This window comes from Nonomuraea sp. NPDC002799, from assembly GCF_053592075.1.
The window spans coordinates 488139-505277 of record NZ_JBSFVA010000003.1; the positions used below are offsets into that span (position 1 = coordinate 488139).

19 protein-coding genes are annotated in these 17139 nt (G+C 71.1%); 8 read left to right on the plus strand and 11 right to left on the minus strand.

From position 1 onward, the window contains the following. Positions 1–23: 23 nt before the first annotated feature. From ACWD0F_RS09030 to ACWD0F_RS09040, 3 genes are all read right to left on the minus strand, one after another. Positions 24–626: a TetR/AcrR family transcriptional regulator gene (locus ACWD0F_RS09030; RefSeq protein WP_449873404.1), complete on the minus strand. Its 603-nt coding sequence runs from the start codon at positions 624–626 to the stop codon at positions 24–26. 7 nt (positions 627–633) lie between these two features. After that, positions 634–2184 (minus strand): MFS transporter, encoded by a 1551-nt coding sequence (locus ACWD0F_RS09035; protein WP_449873405.1) that lies wholly within the window; start codon positions 2182–2184, stop codon positions 634–636. Between the two features lie 145 nt (positions 2185–2329). Next, positions 2330–3553 carry an MFS transporter gene (locus ACWD0F_RS09040; RefSeq protein WP_449873407.1) on the minus strand — a complete coding sequence of 408 codons (1224 nt, stop codon included), beginning with the start codon at positions 3551–3553 and terminating at the stop codon, positions 2330–2332. A gap of 149 nt (positions 3554–3702) precedes the next feature. Between ACWD0F_RS09040 and panB the strand changes: the two genes are divergently transcribed. Continuing rightward, positions 3703–4533, plus strand: a complete 831-nt coding sequence (panB, locus tag ACWD0F_RS09045) for a 3-methyl-2-oxobutanoate hydroxymethyltransferase (protein WP_449873409.1) — start codon at positions 3703–3705, stop codon at positions 4531–4533. A gap of 186 nt (positions 4534–4719) precedes the next feature. On the opposite strand, the gene ACWD0F_RS09050 is transcribed toward panB, so the two are convergent. Together ACWD0F_RS09050 and ACWD0F_RS09055 are read right to left on the minus strand one after the other, a co-directional pair. Next, positions 4720–5733, minus strand: coding sequence for a pyridoxal-phosphate dependent enzyme (locus ACWD0F_RS09050; protein ID WP_449873411.1), 1014 nt, complete (start codon positions 5731–5733; stop codon positions 4720–4722). Between the two features lie 29 nt (positions 5734–5762). Then, positions 5763–6935, minus strand: coding sequence for a trans-sulfuration enzyme family protein (locus tag ACWD0F_RS09055; RefSeq protein ID WP_449873413.1), 1173 nt, complete (start codon positions 6933–6935; stop codon positions 5763–5765). Between the two features lie 59 nt (positions 6936–6994). Between ACWD0F_RS09055 and ACWD0F_RS09060 the strand changes: the two genes are divergently transcribed. Further along, positions 6995–8404: an aminotransferase-like domain-containing protein gene (locus tag ACWD0F_RS09060; RefSeq protein ID WP_449873415.1), complete on the plus strand. Its 1410-nt coding sequence runs from the start codon at positions 6995–6997 to the stop codon at positions 8402–8404. A gap of 13 nt (positions 8405–8417) precedes the next feature. Beyond that, on the plus strand, positions 8418–9104 hold the full coding sequence (locus ACWD0F_RS09065) for an alpha/beta hydrolase (protein ID WP_449873417.1): 687 nt from the start codon (positions 8418–8420) through the stop codon (positions 9102–9104). Between the two features lie 57 nt (positions 9105–9161). On the opposite strand, the gene ACWD0F_RS09070 is transcribed toward ACWD0F_RS09065, so the two are convergent. Both ACWD0F_RS09070 and ACWD0F_RS09075 read right to left on the minus strand, forming a co-directional pair. Continuing rightward, a complete protein-coding gene (locus tag ACWD0F_RS09070) occupies positions 9162–9635 on the minus strand; it encodes a TIGR00725 family protein (protein WP_449873419.1) in 474 nt (157 codons plus the stop codon). A 23-nt stretch (positions 9636–9658) separates the two neighbouring features. Then, complete coding sequence (locus tag ACWD0F_RS09075) at positions 9659–10324, minus strand: hypothetical protein (protein ID WP_449873421.1); 666 nt, start codon at positions 10322–10324, stop codon at positions 9659–9661. 38 nt (positions 10325–10362) lie between these two features. On the opposite strand from ACWD0F_RS09075, the gene ACWD0F_RS09080 reads away from it, so the two are divergent. Then, the gene (locus ACWD0F_RS09080) at positions 10363–11091 is read left to right on the plus strand and encodes an AAA family ATPase (RefSeq protein ID WP_449873423.1); all 729 of its coding nucleotides are present in this window, start codon (positions 10363–10365) and stop codon (positions 11089–11091) included. A 93-nt stretch (positions 11092–11184) separates the two neighbouring features. Here ACWD0F_RS09080 and npdG read toward each other — a convergent pair whose 3' ends face one another. Both npdG and ACWD0F_RS09090 read right to left on the minus strand, forming a co-directional pair. Further along, positions 11185–11886: an NADPH-dependent F420 reductase gene (gene npdG, locus ACWD0F_RS09085; protein ID WP_449873425.1), complete on the minus strand. Its 702-nt coding sequence runs from the start codon at positions 11884–11886 to the stop codon at positions 11185–11187. Positions 11887–12023: 137 nt separating this feature from the next. Next, the gene (locus tag ACWD0F_RS09090) at positions 12024–13166 is read right to left on the minus strand and encodes a lipase family protein (protein ID WP_449873427.1); all 1143 of its coding nucleotides are present in this window, start codon (positions 13164–13166) and stop codon (positions 12024–12026) included. A gap of 171 nt (positions 13167–13337) precedes the next feature. Between ACWD0F_RS09090 and ACWD0F_RS09095 the strand changes: the two genes are divergently transcribed. Then, positions 13338–13916: a hypothetical protein gene (locus tag ACWD0F_RS09095; RefSeq protein ID WP_449873429.1), complete on the plus strand. Its 579-nt coding sequence runs from the start codon at positions 13338–13340 to the stop codon at positions 13914–13916. Here the strand turns inward: ACWD0F_RS09095 and ACWD0F_RS09100 are convergent. Beyond that, positions 13913–14977: a LysR family transcriptional regulator gene (locus ACWD0F_RS09100; protein WP_449873431.1), complete on the minus strand. Its 1065-nt coding sequence runs from the start codon at positions 14975–14977 to the stop codon at positions 13913–13915. The genes ACWD0F_RS09095 and ACWD0F_RS09100 overlap by 4 nt on opposite strands. 72 nt (positions 14978–15049) lie before the next feature. Here ACWD0F_RS09100 and ACWD0F_RS09105 point away from each other — a divergent pair, with 72 nt between their 5' ends. After that, positions 15050–15301 (plus strand): CBU_0592 family membrane protein, encoded by a 252-nt coding sequence (locus ACWD0F_RS09105; protein WP_449873433.1) that lies wholly within the window; start codon positions 15050–15052, stop codon positions 15299–15301. Continuing rightward, positions 15298–15942: a cyclase family protein gene (locus ACWD0F_RS09110; protein WP_449873434.1), complete on the plus strand. Its 645-nt coding sequence runs from the start codon at positions 15298–15300 to the stop codon at positions 15940–15942. Before ACWD0F_RS09105 ends, ACWD0F_RS09110 begins: the two co-directional genes overlap by 4 nt. A 9-nt stretch (positions 15943–15951) precedes the next feature. Here the strand turns inward: ACWD0F_RS09110 and ACWD0F_RS09115 are convergent, their stop codons facing one another. Continuing rightward, positions 15952–16131, minus strand: coding sequence for a hypothetical protein (locus ACWD0F_RS09115; RefSeq protein ID WP_449873588.1), 180 nt, complete (start codon positions 16129–16131; stop codon positions 15952–15954). A 32-nt stretch (positions 16132–16163) separates the two neighbouring features. Here ACWD0F_RS09115 and map point away from each other — a divergent pair, with 32 nt between their 5' ends. Next, entirely contained in the window at positions 16164–17012 is an 849-nt protein-coding gene (map, locus tag ACWD0F_RS09120) for a type I methionyl aminopeptidase (RefSeq protein ID WP_449873436.1), read from the plus strand. Positions 17013–17139 lie beyond the last annotated feature (127 nt).

A 17139-nucleotide genomic window follows, 5' to 3' on the forward strand; every position in this document is an offset into this window, starting at 1 on the left:
CCGCCGGACCAGGCCGTCCCAGGTCAGAGTGCCATGCCGTCCAGAGCCGCGGTCACCACGCGCTCGGCCAGGTCGAGCGGCAGGTCCCCGGCGGGACCCCACTTCGTGTGCCAGAGCATGGCGCCGGACAACACGGCCATGCTCATGCCGACGTCCAGGTCGGGCCTGAGCTCGCCGGTGGCGATGCCGCGCTCGATCACACCGCGCATGGCCTCCCTGCGCGGCTCGACGGCCTGCTTCATGAAGCGCTCCATCAGCCGGGGGTGGCGGTCGCCCTCGCTCATCGCGATGTTCATCACGCAGCGGCCGCGGGAGTGGCCCGCCTCCTGGCGCATCGCGTCGAGCAGGCTGATCAGATCGTCGCGCACCGACGTGCCGCCGAGCTCCGGCAACGGCGCCTTGAGCGTGGAGAGCGCGTCGACGATCAGGTCCTCCTTGTTGGACCAGCGCCGGTAGATGGTCGTCTTGCCGACGCCCGCCCTCGACGCGATCGCCTCGATGGACAACTCGGAGACGCCCATGCCCTCCCCGATCAGATCGAGGGTCGACTCGATGATCGCCTTCTCGGCCTTCTCGCTGCGCGGGCGCCCCGCCGGACGGGCGGTCCCTGATTCCTGGATCATCATCGCGGCCTCACACTACCGCTGGTTCTTTCTGTTCCGCCTGCCGCACCGGGCGTGCCTTGCCGGGCATCCACCTGGCGACCAGCACGACGCCGACCAGCGTGATGGCGGCCGACACCAGCGCGGTGACGTGCATGCCGTTCACGAACGCGGTGTAGGCGGGCTGGACCAGCGCCTGCCCCTTCTCGCCCAGCGTCTGGACGACGCCCATCGTGGCCATGATCGACTCACCGGCGGCGTGCTGCGCGCCGGGGGGCAGGATGTCCAGCGCGGGCGCGATCTCGGCCCGGTAGCTGGAGGACAACACCGAGCCGAGCACGGCCACCCCGAGCGCGCCGGACAACTGGCGCACGGTGTTGCTCATGGCCGAGCCGACGCCGGCCTTCTCCCTGGGCAGCGAATCCATGATGGCGGTGGTCGCCGGCGGCATGATGTTGGCCATCGCGGCGCCCTGGACGAAGAAGATGACCTCGATCAGCACGATCGGCGTGTTCTGGTCGAGGAAGGCGTAGCTGCCCAGCGCCAGCGTCACCACGATCATGCTCACGGTGGCCGCCAGCTTGGCGCCGAACCGCTCGTTCACCCGCTGGCTGAGCGGGGCGAAGATGAGCTGCGCGGCGGCGAACGGGATCATCAGCGCGCCCGCCTGCACCGGTGTGAACCCCAGCACCATCTGCAGGTAGAAGGTGAGGAAGAACATCCCGCCCATCATCGCGAAGAAGACGATGCCCATCATGCCGATGGCCGAGCTGAAGCGCACGTTGGTGAAGTTGCGCACGTCGAAGACCGGGTGGTCGATGCGGCGTTCCCACCAGACGAAGACGCCCAGCACCGCCACGCCGAACAACGTCGGCACCAGCACGTCGGCGCTCGCCACCGTGGCCAGCTCGCCGCCGCGGATGATGCCGTACACGATGGCCACCAGGCCGATGATCGACAGGATCACGCCGACGGGGTCCAGCCTGGACGGCTTGGGGTCACGCGACTCGGGCACCAGGGTGGCGATGAGGATCAGGCCGACCACCACGATCGGCACGTTGATCAGGAAGACCGAGCCCCACCAGAAGTGCTGGATCAGCAGCCCGCCGGTGATCGGGCCGATCGCCACCGCGAGTCCCACGCCGCCGGCCCAGACGCCGATCGCCTTGCCGCGCTCGCCGGGCGGGAACACGTTGGAGATGATGGCCAGCGTGGCCGGCATGATCGCCGCTCCGCCGATGCCCATCGCCGCCCTGGCCAAGATGAGCTGCGTCGGATCCTGGGAGTAGGCACTGGCGAGCGAGGCCAGGCCGAACAGCGCCATCCCGATGAACAACATGCGCTTGCGCCCGGTCCGGTCACCGATCACGCCGAAGGTGAACAACAGACCGGCGAAGACGAGCGTGTAGGAGTTGATCGCCCACTCAAGCTGGCTCTGCGTAGCGCCCAGACCGGCCGTCTTGTCGGCGATGGTCTTCATCGCCACATTGAGGATCGTGTTGTCGAGCACGACCGCGAGCAGGCTGAACACCAGAACGCCGAGGATGGCCCACCGGCGTGGATGTCCTGTGTGCGGATCCATGGAAACATCCCTAAATTTCGATACGGTTGAGTTTCGCAACGTCACCGTAGCGCAAGTAATTCCGATACGCAACGGTCCCGTTTCGTAAACATCACGTTAACTCTCCACCTACGGCGAGCCACGTCCGCATCGGCCCAGGTCAGGCTCACACAGGCTCGTGCGTCTTCCGCTCTTCCTCGACCGGCGCCGGGGACACGACCGGCCGCCGCCGCCAGAACGGGGCCGCGACCGCCACCATGGTCACCGCCACCAGCCCCGCCACGACGAACGCCCACCGGGGGCCGATCCCGTCGATCACGGCCCCCGCGATGGGCGCCGAGATCGCACCGCCGACCAGCAGCGCCGTGCCGTGGAAGCCCATGGCCTCCCCTCTGGCCCCCGCGGGCACCCAGCGGCTCAGCACGTCGACGGTGGCGGAGAGCGAGGGAGCGCAGAGCAGACCGGCCGGGAGCAGGGCCAGCACCAGCCACTGCCAGGTGCCGCCCACCAGCCCGACGGGGATGGTCAGCAGGCCCATGGAGGCGATGAGGACCAGGGGCGACAGGCCGCGCGACAATCCGCCGTACACGAAGCCGCCCGTGAGCGAGAAGACGCACCAGATGCCCACCGCGAGGCCGATCCAGGCGGTCGCGCCGGTGTGGTCCATGGTCGCGACGAGCGAGAGCTCGGTCGCCGTGAGCACGAACGTGGCCGCCGCCGTCGTGCCCAGCAGCGCCACGAACGCCGGGGTGAACCACTGCCGTCTCGGCGTCCGCACCTGCTGCCCCGCCAGCTCCGCCAGCTCCTCGGCCGAGCGGGTGGGCGGGTTGAGCACGATGAGGCCCACGCCCGCGGCCGTCATGCCGGCCCCGATGACGGTCATGGTGATGCCGCTGCCGAGCGTGGTCAGGCCCGCCACCGCCAGCGCGGGACCCACCATGTAGGAGAGCTCGACCAGCATGGAGTCGAGCGCGAAGGCGCTGCGCCGCTGCGGCACCGGCACCAGGGCGGCCAGGCACTGCCTGGTCACGCTGAACACCGGCAGCGCCAGCAGCCCGGCCAGCGCCGCCGCCGCGACCAGCACCGGGAACGGCAGCGCCCACGCGCAGCCCCAGAACGCCGCCTGCGCCGCGGTGGTGACGGTGAGCACCGGCCGCAGGCCGTGCTTGTCGACCAGCCGTCCCGCCAGCGGAGACCCGATCGCCATGCCGACCGTGCTGGCCAGCGTGAGCGCCCCAGCCCAGAAGTAGCCCAGGTGCATCTCCACGGCCACGTGCAGGGTCAGCGCCATGCCCGTGGCCGTGGTCGGGATGCGCGCCAGCAGCCCCACGAAGAGCAGCGTGGGGACGCCGGGGATCCCGAGCAGGCGCCGGTAAGGGTCAAATGCCATGTTACGTGTTACCTCCAGGCTAATTGTGACAAAAGGTACCGACACTTTCGCCACCGGTTTTTTTGGCCACCGGTTTCGCGCGTGCCATCATCGGAGTGAGTCCGGGGACGCACAGGGGCGCCTCGAGACGCTTTTGGAGGTTCAGACACATGTCCTCTTCAAACACGCTGTACGGCGGGATCTCCGGTCGCCGGGTGACCGTCCGCGACCTCCTGGCGGCCAAGGCACGCGGAGAGCGGTGGCCCATGATCACCGCGTACGACGTGATGACGGCCAGGGTGTTCGACCAGGCGGGCATCCCGGTCCTGCTGGTGGGCGACTCGGCGGCCATGGTCGTCTACGGCCACGACTCCACGCTGCCCGTCACGGTCGACGACCTCCTGCCGCTCACGGCGGCCGTCGTCCGCGGCTCCGCGCGCGCTCTCGTGGTCGCCGACCTGCCGTTCGGCTCCTATCAGGGCTCGCCCCAGCAGGCGCTGGAGTCGGCCGCGCGGTTCATGAAGGAGGCGGGCGCGCACGCGGTCAAGCTGGAGGGCGGCCGCCGGATCCTGCCGCAGGTGGAGGCGCTGGTGTCGGCGGGCGTGCCGGTCATGGCCCACCTCGGGCTGACGCCGCAGTCGGTCAACGTCATGGGCGGCTACCGCGTACAGGGGCGGGGGCAGGCCGGTGACGAGCTCATGTCGGACGCCAAGGACCTGGAGCGGGCCGGGGCGTTCTCGGTGGTGCTGGAGTGCGTGCCGGCCGACCTGGCGCAGCGGGTGACGACCTCGCTGGCGATCCCGACCATCGGCATCGGGGCGGGCGCTGACACGGACGCGCAGGTCCTGGTGTGGCAGGACCTGATGGGACTCACGCCGCAGCCGGCCAAGTTCGTCAAGCGGTATGCCGACCTGGGGGCCGAGATGGACCGCGCCGCGCGCGCCTTCGCCGCCGACGTGACGTCCGGGGCCTTCCCGGCGCCCGAGCACACCTACAGCTGACCGACGTCCGGAGTTTCCCGACCGGCTAACCGGCGTCCGGAGCCTTCCCGGCCGCCGGGCACACCTACAGCTGACCGGCGTCCGGAGCCTTCCCGGCCGCCGGGCACACCTACAGCTGACCGGCGTCCGGAGCCTTCCCGGCCGCCGGGCACACCCGACGGCCGGTGACGGAGATCTGGCGGGCGGTCAGCCGCCCGCCAGCGTGGCGGGGTCGGTGTTGGCGCCGCAGAGCACCACCACCACCCGCTCCCCCGGCTCCGGCGTGTACGCCCCCGCCAGCAGCGCGGCGTACGCGGTCGCGCCCGCGTGCTCCACCGCCAGCCGATGCCGCGCCCACAACTCCAGGCGGGCCGAGACGATGGCCTCGTCGCTCACCAGCACGCTGGACACCCTGGGCGAGGCGAGAATCTCGAACGCCACGTCCCCGATCCGGGAGGCCCCCAGCGAGTCGGCGGCCACACCGCGCACCCCGACCGGCACCGGCTGCCCCGCGCGCAGGGCGTCGTGCAGCGTCGGGATGCCCTCCGGCTCCACCGCGACGATCCGCGGCCCCGCGCCGCGACCTCCGGCGGACGTCTCCACGGCCACGCCCGCCGCCAGACCGCCGCCTCCAGCGGACGTCCCCGCCGCCAGACCGCCGACGGAGGCGGACGTCCCCACCGTCACCCCCGCCGCCAGACCGCCGCCGCCGACGGCCACCACGACGGTGTCCACGCCCCCGGTCTGCTCCATGATCTCCAGCCCGGCCGTGCCCTGACCGGCCACCACCTCGGGCTGGTCGTAGGCGTGCACCCGCAGGGCTCCGGTCTCGGCGGCGCGCTTGGCGGCGGCCTCGGCGGCGTCGGAGTAGATCGCCCCGATCTGGGTGATGTGCGCCCCCAGCGCCGCCAGCCCCGCCACCTTGACGGGGCTGGTCACCTCGGGCACGAAGATCTCGGCCCGCACGCCGAGCTCCCGCGCCGCGTAGGCCACCGCCAGCCCGTGGTTGCCGCCGCTGGCGGCGATGACGCCGCCGGCGGGCAGCTTTCCGGCCGACACCATGCGGTTGAAGGCCCCGCGCACCTTGAAGGAGCCGGTGTGCTGCACCATCTCCAGCTTGAACAGCAGCCCGGGGGAGATTTCGAGCACCGGCGTGCGCAGCGCGAGCCCGTCGATCCTCGCCGCCGCGGCCTCCACGTCCTCATGGCTAACGGTGCTCACGGCTTCCTCTCGATAGTCAGGCGACCAGGCTACGCCAATGCCTGGAGGACGTCGGCCCACAGGTCCTCGGGGTGTTCGATGCCGACCGAGAGGCGCACGGTGCCCTCCCCGATGCCGCTCCGCGCCAGCTCCTCGGCGCTGAGCGAGCGGTGCGACGTCGTGGCGGGGTGCAGGACGAGCGTCTCGACGCCGCCCAGGGAAGGGGCGAGGAGCGCGAGGCGTACGGAGCTCATGAACCGCTCCCCCGCCGCCCGCCCGCCGGTCAGGTCGAACGAGAACACCCCGCCGCACCCGGACAGCAGCTTGCGCCCCAGCTCGTACGAGGGGTGCGTGGCGAGCCCCGGCCAGTGCACGGCGGCCACGGCGGGATGCCCGGCCAGGCGGGTGGCCAGGAACTCGGCGTTGGAGCAGTGGCGTTCCATGCGCAGGGCGAGGGTCTGCAGCCCGCGCAGCGTCAGCCACGACGCGAACGGCTCCGCCGAGGCCCCCAGCTCGATCGCGAAGTGCCACACCTTCTCGTAGAGCGCGGTGTCGGCGAAGACCGCGATGCCGCCCACGACATCGGTGTGCCCCGACAGGTACTTGGTGGTGGAGTGCAGGACGATGTCCGCGCCGTGCTCCAGCGGCCGGCACAGCAGGGGCGTGGCGAACGTGTTGTCCACCACCGAGAGGATCCCCAGCTCCCGGGCGACCGCGCACATCCCGGGCAGATCGGCGACCAGGGTCATCGGGTTGCTGATCGTCTCCAGGTAGACCAGCCGGGTCTCGGGCCGTACGGCGGCGCGCAGGGCCGCGGGATCGTTCTCCGGCACGTACGTGACCGCGACGCCGAACCGGCCCACGAGTTCGCCGATCATGGCCGCCGTCCCGCCGTACAGGGACTCCTGGGCCACCAGATGATCGCCCGGCTTGAGCAGCCCGAGCAGCACGGTGTTGATCGCCCCCATGCCCGACCCCGTGGCCAGGCCGTGGGCGCCGCCTTCGAGCCCGGCGACGGCGGACTCCAGCGAGCGGACGGTGGGGTTGCTGTAGCGCCCGTACACGTACGCGCCGTCGGGGCGTCCCATCGCGTCGGCCATCACGGCGGGGTCGTCGAAGACGAATCCGGAGGTCTGGTAGATGGGGACGGTGATCGGACGGCTGCCCTCGACGGTCGGCTGGGGAACGTGCACGGCTCGCGTTTCAGGGCGGAAATCGGTCATAAGACAATAATCTCCCGCTAAACCCACCACGGTGAGAGCCAATCCGGCAGAATTGGTCCATGAATGGGGCCAATATGGACGACCTCGTCGACCTCCTCGGACGCTGGGCGTCGGGCCGCGGCCCGCTGTACCTGCTGCTCGCGGGCGGGCTCCGGGCGCTCATCGACGACGGTGTGCTGCCGCCCGGCGAGGCGCTGCCCCCCGACCGGGTGCTGGCCAAGCTGCTGGCCGTGGGCCGGGGCACCGTCGTCGCCGCCTACGACCTGCTCCAGCAGGAGGGCCGCGTCGTGCGCCGCCAGGGCAGCGGCACCAGGGTGGCCCCGCTCGACCTGCCGGCGACACGCTCGACCGACGGCGTGGTGGCCAACCCGCTGCTGCTGCACATCCTCCACCCGCCGGACGGCGTGCAGCTCCTGACGTGCGCCGCGCCCCTCGATCCGCCCGCGGCGCTGTTCGAGGCGTACGAGGAGGCAGGCTCGCGGCTGGCCGGCACGCACGACCTCGGCTACCAGCCGGCGGGCCACCCGGCCCTGCGCGTGGCGCTCGCCGCCTACTACACCGGGCGCGGCGTGCCCACGACGCCGGACGAGATCATCGTGACGACGGGCGCGCAGCAGGCGCTCACGTTGCTGACCGGGCTGCTGGTCACGCCGGGCGACACGGTGCTCACCGAGACGCCGACGTATTCGGGGGCGCTGGAGGTGTTCCGGCACGCGGCCGCCGTCCTCCGCCCGGTGGAGCTGCGCGAGCGGCCCGCGCTGGCCTACTTCGTCCCCACCCTGCGCAACCCGGACGGCGTCATCATGGACGACGCGTCGCGCCGGCGGCTGGCGGCGCTGGCCGCCGCGCACGACGTGCCGCTGATCGACGACGAGGTCCGCGCCGAGCTGTGCTTCTCGGGCGGGACGCCGGCGCCGCTGGCCGCGTTCGGGCGGAGCGAGCAGGTGATCACGATCGGCTCGCTGAGCAAGCTGGTCTGGGGCGGGCTGCGGGTGGGCTGGATCCGCGCGGCGGCGTCGCTGGTCTCGCGGCTGGCGCGGCTGCGGGCCGTGCACGATCTCGGGGGCGAGGTCTTCAGCCAGCTCGCCGCCGTCGCGCTGCTGCGCCGCCTGCCGGAGATCCGGGCGGACCACGTACGCGTGCTGCGCCGCCGGCACGAGCACCTCTGCGCCGAGCTGCGCACGCGCCTGCCGTCCTGGTCGTTCGAGCCGGCCCTGGGCGGCCAGACCCTCTGGGTACGCCTCCCGCGCGGCGACGCCGACTCCTTCGCCCAGGTCGCGCTCAGGCACGGCGTCGCGGTGCCGCCGGGCAGGTCGTTCGACCCCCTGGGCGGTCACACCGATCACCTGCGGCTGCACTTCCTGTTCTCCGAGGACGAGCTTTCGCGAGCGGCGAACAACCTGGCCGTGGCCTGGGCGGTCTATGACGGAGCCGACCGTTCGGTGTCCCGGCAGCCCCTCGTCGTCTGACAGGGTGAAGGGCATGCAGACGACCTTCGTACTCGTGCACAGCCCCTCCGTCGGGCCGTCGACCTGGGCGCCCGTGGCCGAGTCTCTGGAGCGCCGGGGGCACACGGCCGTGGTGCCCGACCTGACCGGCGTGGCGGCCGGGGCTCCGCCCTACTGGCCGCGGGTGGTCGCGGCGGTGCGCGCCGCCACCCCGGACACCCCCGTCGTGCTGGCCGCGCACAGCAACGCCGGCTTCTACCTGCCGCTGATCAAGGAAGGGCTCGGCGACCGGGTGGTGGCCTGCGTGTTCGCCGACGCGCACATCCCGCCGCGCGACGGGCTGGTCAAGATCGCCGACGAGGGTTTCCTGCCCTTCCTGCGCGACCTGGCCGGCCCCGACGGCGTGCTGCCGCGCTGGACGGACTGGTGGGACGAGGAGGACGTGGTGGCCATGCTGCCCGATCCCGCCGTACGCGTGCGGGTGGCGGCCGAGCAGCCGCGCCTGCCCCTCGACTACTACACGCAGAGCATCCCCGTGCCCGCCGGGTGGGACGAGGTCAGGTGCTCGTGCCTGTGGTTCGGCCCGCCCTACGAGGAGGTCGCCCAGGAGGCCGCGCGGCGCGGCTGGCCGGTGACCCGCGTTCCCGGCCTGCACCTGCACCAGCTCATCGACCCGGAAGGCGTCACGGACGCGCTGCTGAAACTCTCCAGGAAGTCGTGAAGCCCTCCCGGGCCCGACTCCAGCGATAGAGCGGGTGTCTCTACCCGCAGCCGCGATCTACCGCCATAGACCTGTCAGCTCTATCGCGTGTCGCGGGGTGTCGGCGTGCAGGATGCCCGGGATCGGTCGCCCAAGATGATCTTGAATGCGCCACCCGCCAAGCTGCACGACGGGGCTTCGTCCGCTCCGCATGGCGAGGGCCAGTTCGGAGAGCGTTCCCCAGGAGCCGCCGACCACGATCACGGCGTCACCCGAGTTGACGATGACGTTGTTCCGGGCTTCGCCGATCCCCGTAGGAATGACGATGGTCAGGTCGGGGTTACTGTGCTCCCGGTCAGCGCGGGAGAGGATGCCGACAACTGTCCCGCCTGCGGCGTTCGCGCCTGCGGCGACCGCCGCCATGACGCCCGTGCATCCGCCGCATATCACCACCGCTCCGCGTTCGGCCAGCAGGCGGCCCAGCTCGCGGGCATGACGACGGTCCTCTTCGGTGCAGTCACGCGGCCCGCACACCGATACCTGAAAAACCACCTGAAGTCTCCTACGCCGTGACCTCACTCGAGAAGTGCTGGTTGGCTCGGAGCAACGGCATGATGGGCGGTGAAGAGATCGATGCGCTCTCTCAGCTCCAGAGCGATCTTGCCATGTGCACGTGGGGCGAGCTCGCCGCTGATGCGCCGGACTCGCTGTATGACCGGAAGTGTACGGTGCTCCGGCGCGATGCTGAGCACAGGATCCAGCGCGTCGGCGAACCCGTCGACTTCCCCTGACGCCAGATGAGCCGCCGCCAGGTCTGTCCGCGCTGCGGCGAGCAGCTCTGCCCCCGATTCTGACGGGTCGGCCGTCAGGAGCTGGATCGACTGTTGCGCTTGCCACGTCGCCTCGCGAAGGTCATCGGCCTTCCCCATTGCGCAATACGCCTCGCTCGCATAGTAGGCGGCTTTACCGCGACTGAACCGGAACACCCCGGGTTCGTCGGCAGCCGGCAGCCGATCGCGCGCATCGCGCGCAGCCGCGATGGCAGCGGGGAATTCGTGGGTGTCTCGAACCGCGGCCAGCGCCCTGGCCTCCTGGCTCGTCAGTCTGAGCATGGCCGTGCCGGATGTGGCGTGATCACGGCCGGCGTGGGCCACCTCAGCAGCACGCCGGTAGTCTCCACGCCAGTAGGCGATGTTCGATTGCGCCCACCGAACGGAGGCGCGCATCCAGTACGCGCCCACGCTGCCCGGCTTATCCGGCCCGCAGGAAGGCATTAGCCATGTTGCTCACCCACCTGACCGCCCGCCGGCTTCCGGCGGGCTGGCCCGCCGCTCTGGCACCTGTCCGCCAGCTGGCAGAGGAACGCCTGGAGCTGACCGCCCCCGTTTCCTTCCTCGTCGGAGAGAACGGCTCGGGCAAGTCCACCATCATGGAAGCGATCGCGGATGTGTCCGGCATCAATTCCGCCGGCGGCAAGGCCGGTACCAAGTATTCCAGCACCGGACCCATGACCTCGCTGGGAGAAGTTCTTGATGTCGAACTCACCACGACGGGGCTGCGTCTGCTGCACGGCCCCCGTCTCAAGCGGCGCGCGTTCTTCTTCCGCGCCGAAACACTGTTCAACCTTGGGCAGAACGTATCGGGCAGGTACGGATTCTGGGAAGACGACCTGACAGAACAGTCCCATGGCGAGGGCTTCTTCACGGTTCTTGAACGCATGGTGAACGGGCCGGGGCTCTATCTGATGGACGAACCCGAAGCTGCGCTGTCGTTCCAGTCGTGCGTGCGCTTGGTCGGCTTGATGAATCGCGTCGCAGACGAGGGCGGGCAGATCATCTGCGCCACCCATTCTCCGATCCTTGCCAGTTTGCCGGGCGCGCAGATCATCGAACTTGACGAACACGGCATGCGTACGACCGATTGGGAAGACCTTCAGCTGGTTGATCACTGGAGGCGCTTCCTCGCCAAACCGGACTTCTACCTGCGATACGCGTTGGACGGCGGCTGAGGCACCGGAGACTGGTCCCGGCGATGCCTCTGGCGCACCGCCCGCCGCGGTGACGGCCTGACGCCGCGCGCGGTGGGCGGTCTGGTGGGGCGGTCAGATGTCGGTGATGCGCAGACCGGCGTGGGCCTTGTAGCGGCGGTTCACCGAGATGATGTTGGCGGTGAGCGCCTCGATCTGGTGCGCGTTGCGCAGCCGGCCGCCATAGACGCCCCGCACCCCGGGGATCGCCTCCGCCAGGGCCTGCACCGTGTCGGTCGCCTCCCGGTCCTCGCCCAGCACCAGGACGTCCAGGTCCACCTTGTCCACCGCCGGATCCATCAGCACGACGGCCGACACATGGTGGAAGGCCGCCACGACCCGGCTGTCCGGCAGCACCGCCGCGGCCTGCTGCGCCGCGCTGCCCTCCTCGACGGGCAGCGCGTAGGCCCCCTGCTTGTCGAACCCGAGCGGGTTGACGCAGTCGATCACGATCTTCCCGGCCAGCTCGCTCCGCAACGACTCCAGCAACGCCTTGTGCCCCTCGTACGGCACGGCCACGATCACGATGTCGGCCTCGGCCGCGACGGCGGCGTTCTCGCCCCCGGTGGCGCCGGAGCCGATGGCGTTCGCCGCCTCCTGGGCCCGCTCGGCGCTGCGCGACCCGATCAGCACCGGATGCCCCGCCAGCGCGAACCGCCGCGCCAGCCCCTTCCCCTGGTCGCCGGTGCCGCCAAGGATGGCGATGGAAAGTCCGTTCACCTCAGTCATAGCCAGATCATGCCAGCCCGTCCGCGTCGCCGCGCGACCAGCCCCCACCCGCCGCCGACCGGCCCCGCACGCCCGCCCCCCGACACGCCACCGGCCGAACGCACCCGCTGCCGACAGGCCGCGCAGGACCCGGCCCGGCGTGACCCGGCCGGGCCCGGCGAGCGGGCCCGGCCGGGTCGGCCTGATCAGCAGTTGCCGAAGGCGGGCAGCCCGAGGATCCGCAGTGTCAGCCACTCGATCGCCAGCGGCCCCCCTTCGATGGCCCCGGTGACGTGGTCAGGCGCCGGCAGCGCGGCCCAGCGCACGTTCACCCCGGCCCTGCAGTACTGAGAGCGCAGCGTGGACCCCACCGAGAGCGGAATGATCTCGTCCCCGCGCGCGTGATAGAGGAACATCGGCACCCGCGGCGCGATCGCGCCGAGCCGGTTCTCGCCGAGCCGCGCCAGCCACTTGGGCTGGTTGAGCAGGTCGATCGGGCTCAGGTCGGCGAAGCTGAGCCCGGCCAGCTTGCCGAGGTCGCCCACGCAGTCGTCGGCGGCGTCGGCGAGCAGGGCGCGGCCACGGGCGTTCAGGTCGGCTTCGAGATCCAGCTCCGGATAGGCGGCGTCGAACCCCACCCCGGCGGCCGCGCCCAGCCCGAAGTCCGGGCCTCCGTCCAGATGCGTGGCGACGGCGTGCAGGTCGGCGGGCACGCCGCCCGCCGCGACGCCCCTCAGCCGGAGCTCAGGCGCGTACGACGGCTGGAGCTGCGCGGCCCATCCGGCCGAGGAGCCGCCCTGGGAGTAGCCCATGACGGCGACGGGCGCCTGGCGCGACAGCCCGGACCCCGGCACGCGGGTTGCGGCCCTGATCACGTCCAGCACGGCGTGCCCCTGCGAGATCCCGGCCATGTACGTGTGCTGCCCGGGGGTGCCGAGACCCTCGTAGTCGGTGACGGCCACCGCGAACCCCTTGAGCAGGAACAGGCTCACCAGTACCAGCTCCGCTTCCCGGCCCTCACGCATGCTCAGCGAGGGGGCGCACTGGTCGCCGAGCCCGTGGGTGCCGACGGCGTACCCGATGATGGGGCGGGCGCCGAGAGCGTAGCCGTTCTTGGGCACCAGCAGGGTGCCGGAGACGGTGTTGAGCGAGCCGGTGGCGGAGGTCGAGTTGTACAGGACGTGCCAGGCGTTGACGGGCACCTCCAGCAGTTTGCCCGGCAGGAGGTAGACGGTGGTCGGTTGTGCGGAGACCACGTCGCCCGGAGCCGCCGCGTGGGCGGGGGCCGTGGTGAGGGACATGATCACTAACAGGACCATGGACATGCTGACGCGCACACGTAGAGTCATGTGCCGCCCCTCTCCGTGAGGATCACCCTTGGGACGGCGGCGCCGCGAGCCCGATCGTTACCCGAGGGAACTCCGTGTCAAGGCCCGAAATGACGGTGAAACACACCCTGTGTCAACTCATCACTGGAGAAACAGTCACCCCGGACGTGCTCGTCAGGCACCATGGAACGCATGGACTCAGGATCGGTGGCACTCCTGCGCGCGCTCCTGGCCGACACCGGCTGGCTCGACGGAGCACGCCAGCTCGGCCTCGCCCTGCGCGCCACCCGTTCGCCCGGCGGTCTGCTGCTGGTGGGCACTCCTGACGACGAGCCCTGGCACCTGACGGCGCATCTCAGCGACGAGGCCCGCCTGTCCGGCCTGCCGCAGCTCACGCCCACGCTGGTCCGCTGGGCGCCGCCCGCGGGCGCGCCCGCCCACCTGAGTGTGGATCTGCGGCGCCTGGAGCAGGCGGGCAGGGGCGAGACGCTGTTCGTCCTGGCCGAGCAGGAGGCACCGGCGCCCCTGCTCGAACGCGTCGACGACGCCCGGCGTACGGGAGCGACGATCCTGGCGATCGAGGGCGGCGACACCGAGCTGGCCGGGCTGGCGCACGACGCGATCGCGGTGCCGAAGGGCGGGCTGGTGACGTTCGACGGAGCCCAGCACCTGGTGAGCGCGGCAGCCGGAGAGCGGGAGCAGCGCCTCAGCCTGCGTGAGCGCCTGGCCCGCCTCCTGGACAAGGTCAGCGGCCCCCAACTGGCCGACTAACGCCCGCCCGCCTCGGCCGCCGGCCCCGACCCAAGGGCGGATGCCGCCCCAGAGGCAGGCGTGGCGGCGGTTGCGGGAGCAGAGGCGGGAGCAGTCACGGATGCAGGCCCGGAGACCGGCTCCGCGGTGCCGAGCCGGTGGCGGAGCCGCTCCTCCAGCCCCGCGACGGCCTCCTCGATCGCCTCGATCACCACGCTCTGCACCGGATCGGGCTCCCCCGACCGCGTACGGCTCACCCGCGTCACCGCGTCCAGCCGCCGCGCCCCCACATCCCGCACATCGCTCACCCGCACCTCACCCTCCGGCACGTCCAGCAGCGCCAGCCCGGGCACGACGGCCACCCCGTGCCCGGCGGCCACCAGCGCCAGCGTGGGCTCGAACTCCGTAATGACGTGCACCTTGCGCGGCTCGAAGCCGTGCAGCCCCGCCAGCCGCTCCAGCGCCTGCCCGCACGCCTGGTCCGGCTCGCTCGCCACCCACGGCGACCGCAGCAGGTCCGCGATCGAGCGCGGCGGATCGGGCAGGCCGGGCGGCAGCACGATGCGGTACTCGTCCACGTACAGCAGGCGGGTGCTCAGCGACGGTTGGGACAACGCGGGCAGCCCCATGTCCTGCTCGGTGATGAGCAGGTCCACCGCCCCCAGCCGCAACTCCTGGAGCCCGGGCTGCCCGTAGATCTCGTGGATGGTGGGCACGATCCGCGGATGGCGGACGGCCAGCTCGCGCATGGCGGGCACCAGCACGTGCTTGATGAACGTGGGAAAGGCGGCGATGCGCACGGGCCCGGCCAGCCGCTCGGTGAAGCGGATGAGCTCCCGCCTCGCCTCCATCAGCTCCTCCTCCACCCGCTCGGCGTAACCGGCGAGGACCCGCCCGGCCGGGGTGAGCGAGACGCTGCGCTGGGAGCGGTCGATGAGGGCCAGCCCCACCTCCCGCTCAAGCTGGGCGAGCTGCTGGGAGACGGCGGAGGGTGTCAGGAACAGCGCCTCGGCGGCCCGCATCACACCGCCGCGACGGGCGACCTCGTGCAGGACACGCAGCCGCCGAGGATCAATGTCCATGAAGGTCAGCTTACGACAACCTTTAGGTTTCGTTATTTGTCCTTTACCAGCGGCACTCACGACAATGGCGCCATGGAATTCCTGCTGGCCGCCATCGGCTGGATCGGCGCCGCCCTGCTGCTGGTCGGGTACGCGATGGTCTCCTCGTCCCGCATGCCGGGGAACGGGGCGGCGTATCAGCTCATGAACCTCGCGGGCTCGATCGGCCTGATGGTCAACAGCGCGTACAACGCCGCCTGGCCGTCGGCCGGCCTCAACCTGGTCTGGGCCGCCATTGGCGTGGTGGCCCTGGTGAAGCTCATCCGAGTAGGAGTCGCCAAATGATCGTCGAACTCAGCCACCCCATCATCGACGGGATGATCACCTACCCCGGGGTCCCGGCGCCGCGGCTCGGCGTGCACCTGAGCAGGGAGGACTCACGTGAGGTGTACGCGCCGGGCACGGAATTCCTCATAGGCACCATCACGCTGGCCGCCAACACCGGCACCTACCTCGACACCCCGCACCACCGCTACCCCGACGGCCTGGACCTGTCACAGATGCCGCTGACCAAGCTCGCCGACCTGCCCGGCGTGGTGGTGCGAGCCGGGGAGTCCCGCGAGGTGCGCATCGACCAGGGCCTGGACGTACGCGGCCGGGCGGTGCTGATCCACACCGGCTGGGACCGCCACTTCGGCACGGAGGAGTATTTCCACGACCACCCCTACCTCGCCTCCGAGTCGGCACAGTGGCTGGCCGAGCAGGGCGCGGCCCTGGTCGGGATCGACTCGCTGAACCTGGACGACACCCCGCCGCATGGCGAACGCCCCGCCCACTCGATCTTGCTGAAGGCGGGGATCCCCTTGGTGGAGCACCTGACGGGCCTGGCGACGCTGCCGGACGACGGCTTCCGCTTCCACGCCGCGCCCCCGATGGTCGCGGGCATGGGCACGTTTCCGGTCAGGGCCTACGCCATCGTCCCCTGACCCGTCCGCTTACACCTCGTCGTCCTGGTCGTCCTCGTCCCACGCCTTGTTACGGTCGGCGGCGCGCTGCAGCGCCCCCGCCGCTTCCTCCTCGGAGGCGTAGGGACCCATCCGGTCCTTGTTGGGGCAGCCCTGATCGGGCTCGACCCGCATGTGCTTGAGACAGAACCACCATTGGCCTTCGCTCACGGGATCAATTCTGCCCCGTAGACTCGTGTTTCATGACCACACTGCTCCAGCCCGGCCGAGTTTCGCCCATGCGAAAGGTCCCCGCCCACATCGAGCGGCCGGAGTACGTCGGCAAGAAGCGCCCCAAGACGGGCGAGTCCGACGTGAAGACCCCCGAGATGATCGAGCGCATGCGCGTGGCCGGCCGGATCGCCGGCCAGGCCCTGGAAGAGGTCGGCAAGGCCGCCCAGCCGGGCGTCACGACCGACGAGCTCGACCGGATCGGCCACGAGTTCCTCCTCGACCACGGGGCCTATCCGAGCACGCTCGGCTACAAGGGCTACCCCAAGTCGCTGTGCACCTCGATCAACGAGGTCATCTGTCACGGCATCCCCGACGACACCATGCTGCGCGACGGCGACATCGTCAACGTCGACATCACCGCCTTCATCGGCGGCGTCCACGGCGACACCGACGCCACCTACCTGGTGGGCGAGGTGGACGAGGAGTCCCGGCTGCTGGTCGAGCGGACGCGCGAGTCGATGATGCGCGCCATCAGGGCGGTCGCGCCGGGCCGGCAGCTCAACGTGGTGGGCCGGGTCATCGAGGCCTACGCCAAGCGCTTCGGCTACGGCGTGGTCCGCGACTTCACGGGCCACGGCATCGGCGCGAGCTTCCACTCGGGCCTCATGGTGCCGCACTACGACGACCCGTCGCTGCGGGTGGAGCTGGTGCCCGGGATGACGTTCACCATCGAGCCGATGCTGACGCTGGGCACGATCGACTACGACATCTGGCCCGACAAGTGGACCGCCGTGACCAAGGACCGCAAGCGCACGGCCCAGTTCGAGCACACGATCGTGGTCACGGAGTCGGGCAGCGAGATCCTCACCCTCCCCTGACCCCGCACTGACCGGCCTCAGCGCCCACCGCGGCACCGTCACCCCGGGCGCCATCACCCCCGGGCGCCATCACCCCCGGGCGCCATCACCCCCGGGCGCCATCACCCCCGGGCGCCATCACCCCCGG

Bases quoted from the DNA above. Each gene is read 5' to 3' on its own strand.
- ACWD0F_RS09030 (WP_449873404.1), bottom strand. From the start codon at position 626: ATGATGATCCAGGAATCAGGGACCGCCCGTCCGGCGGGGCGCCCGCGC.
- ACWD0F_RS09035 (WP_449873405.1), bottom strand. From the start codon at position 2,184: ATGGATCCGCACACAGGACATCCACGCCGGTGGGCCATCCTCGGCGTT.
- ACWD0F_RS09040 (WP_449873407.1), bottom strand. From the start codon at position 3,553: ATGGCATTTGACCCTTACCGGCGCCTGCTCGGGATCCCCGGCGTCCCC.
- panB (WP_449873409.1), top strand. From the start codon at position 3,703: ATGTCCTCTTCAAACACGCTGTACGGCGGGATCTCCGGTCGCCGGGTG.
- ACWD0F_RS09055 (WP_449873413.1), bottom strand. From the start codon at position 6,935: ATGACCGATTTCCGCCCTGAAACGCGAGCCGTGCACGTTCCCCAGCCG.
- ACWD0F_RS09060 (WP_449873415.1), top strand. From the start codon at position 6,995: ATGAATGGGGCCAATATGGACGACCTCGTCGACCTCCTCGGACGCTGG.
- ACWD0F_RS09065 (WP_449873417.1), top strand. From the start codon at position 8,418: ATGCAGACGACCTTCGTACTCGTGCACAGCCCCTCCGTCGGGCCGTCG.
- ACWD0F_RS09080 (WP_449873423.1), top strand. From the start codon at position 10,363: ATGTTGCTCACCCACCTGACCGCCCGCCGGCTTCCGGCGGGCTGGCCC.
- ACWD0F_RS09090 (WP_449873427.1), bottom strand. From the start codon at position 13,166: ATGACTCTACGTGTGCGCGTCAGCATGTCCATGGTCCTGTTAGTGATC.
- ACWD0F_RS09095 (WP_449873429.1), top strand. From the start codon at position 13,338: ATGGACTCAGGATCGGTGGCACTCCTGCGCGCGCTCCTGGCCGACACC.
- ACWD0F_RS09100 (WP_449873431.1), bottom strand. From the start codon at position 14,977: ATGGACATTGATCCTCGGCGGCTGCGTGTCCTGCACGAGGTCGCCCGT.
- ACWD0F_RS09105 (WP_449873433.1), top strand. From the start codon at position 15,050: ATGGAATTCCTGCTGGCCGCCATCGGCTGGATCGGCGCCGCCCTGCTG.
- ACWD0F_RS09110 (WP_449873434.1), top strand. From the start codon at position 15,298: ATGATCGTCGAACTCAGCCACCCCATCATCGACGGGATGATCACCTAC.
- map (WP_449873436.1), top strand. From the start codon at position 16,164: ATGACCACACTGCTCCAGCCCGGCCGAGTTTCGCCCATGCGAAAGGTC.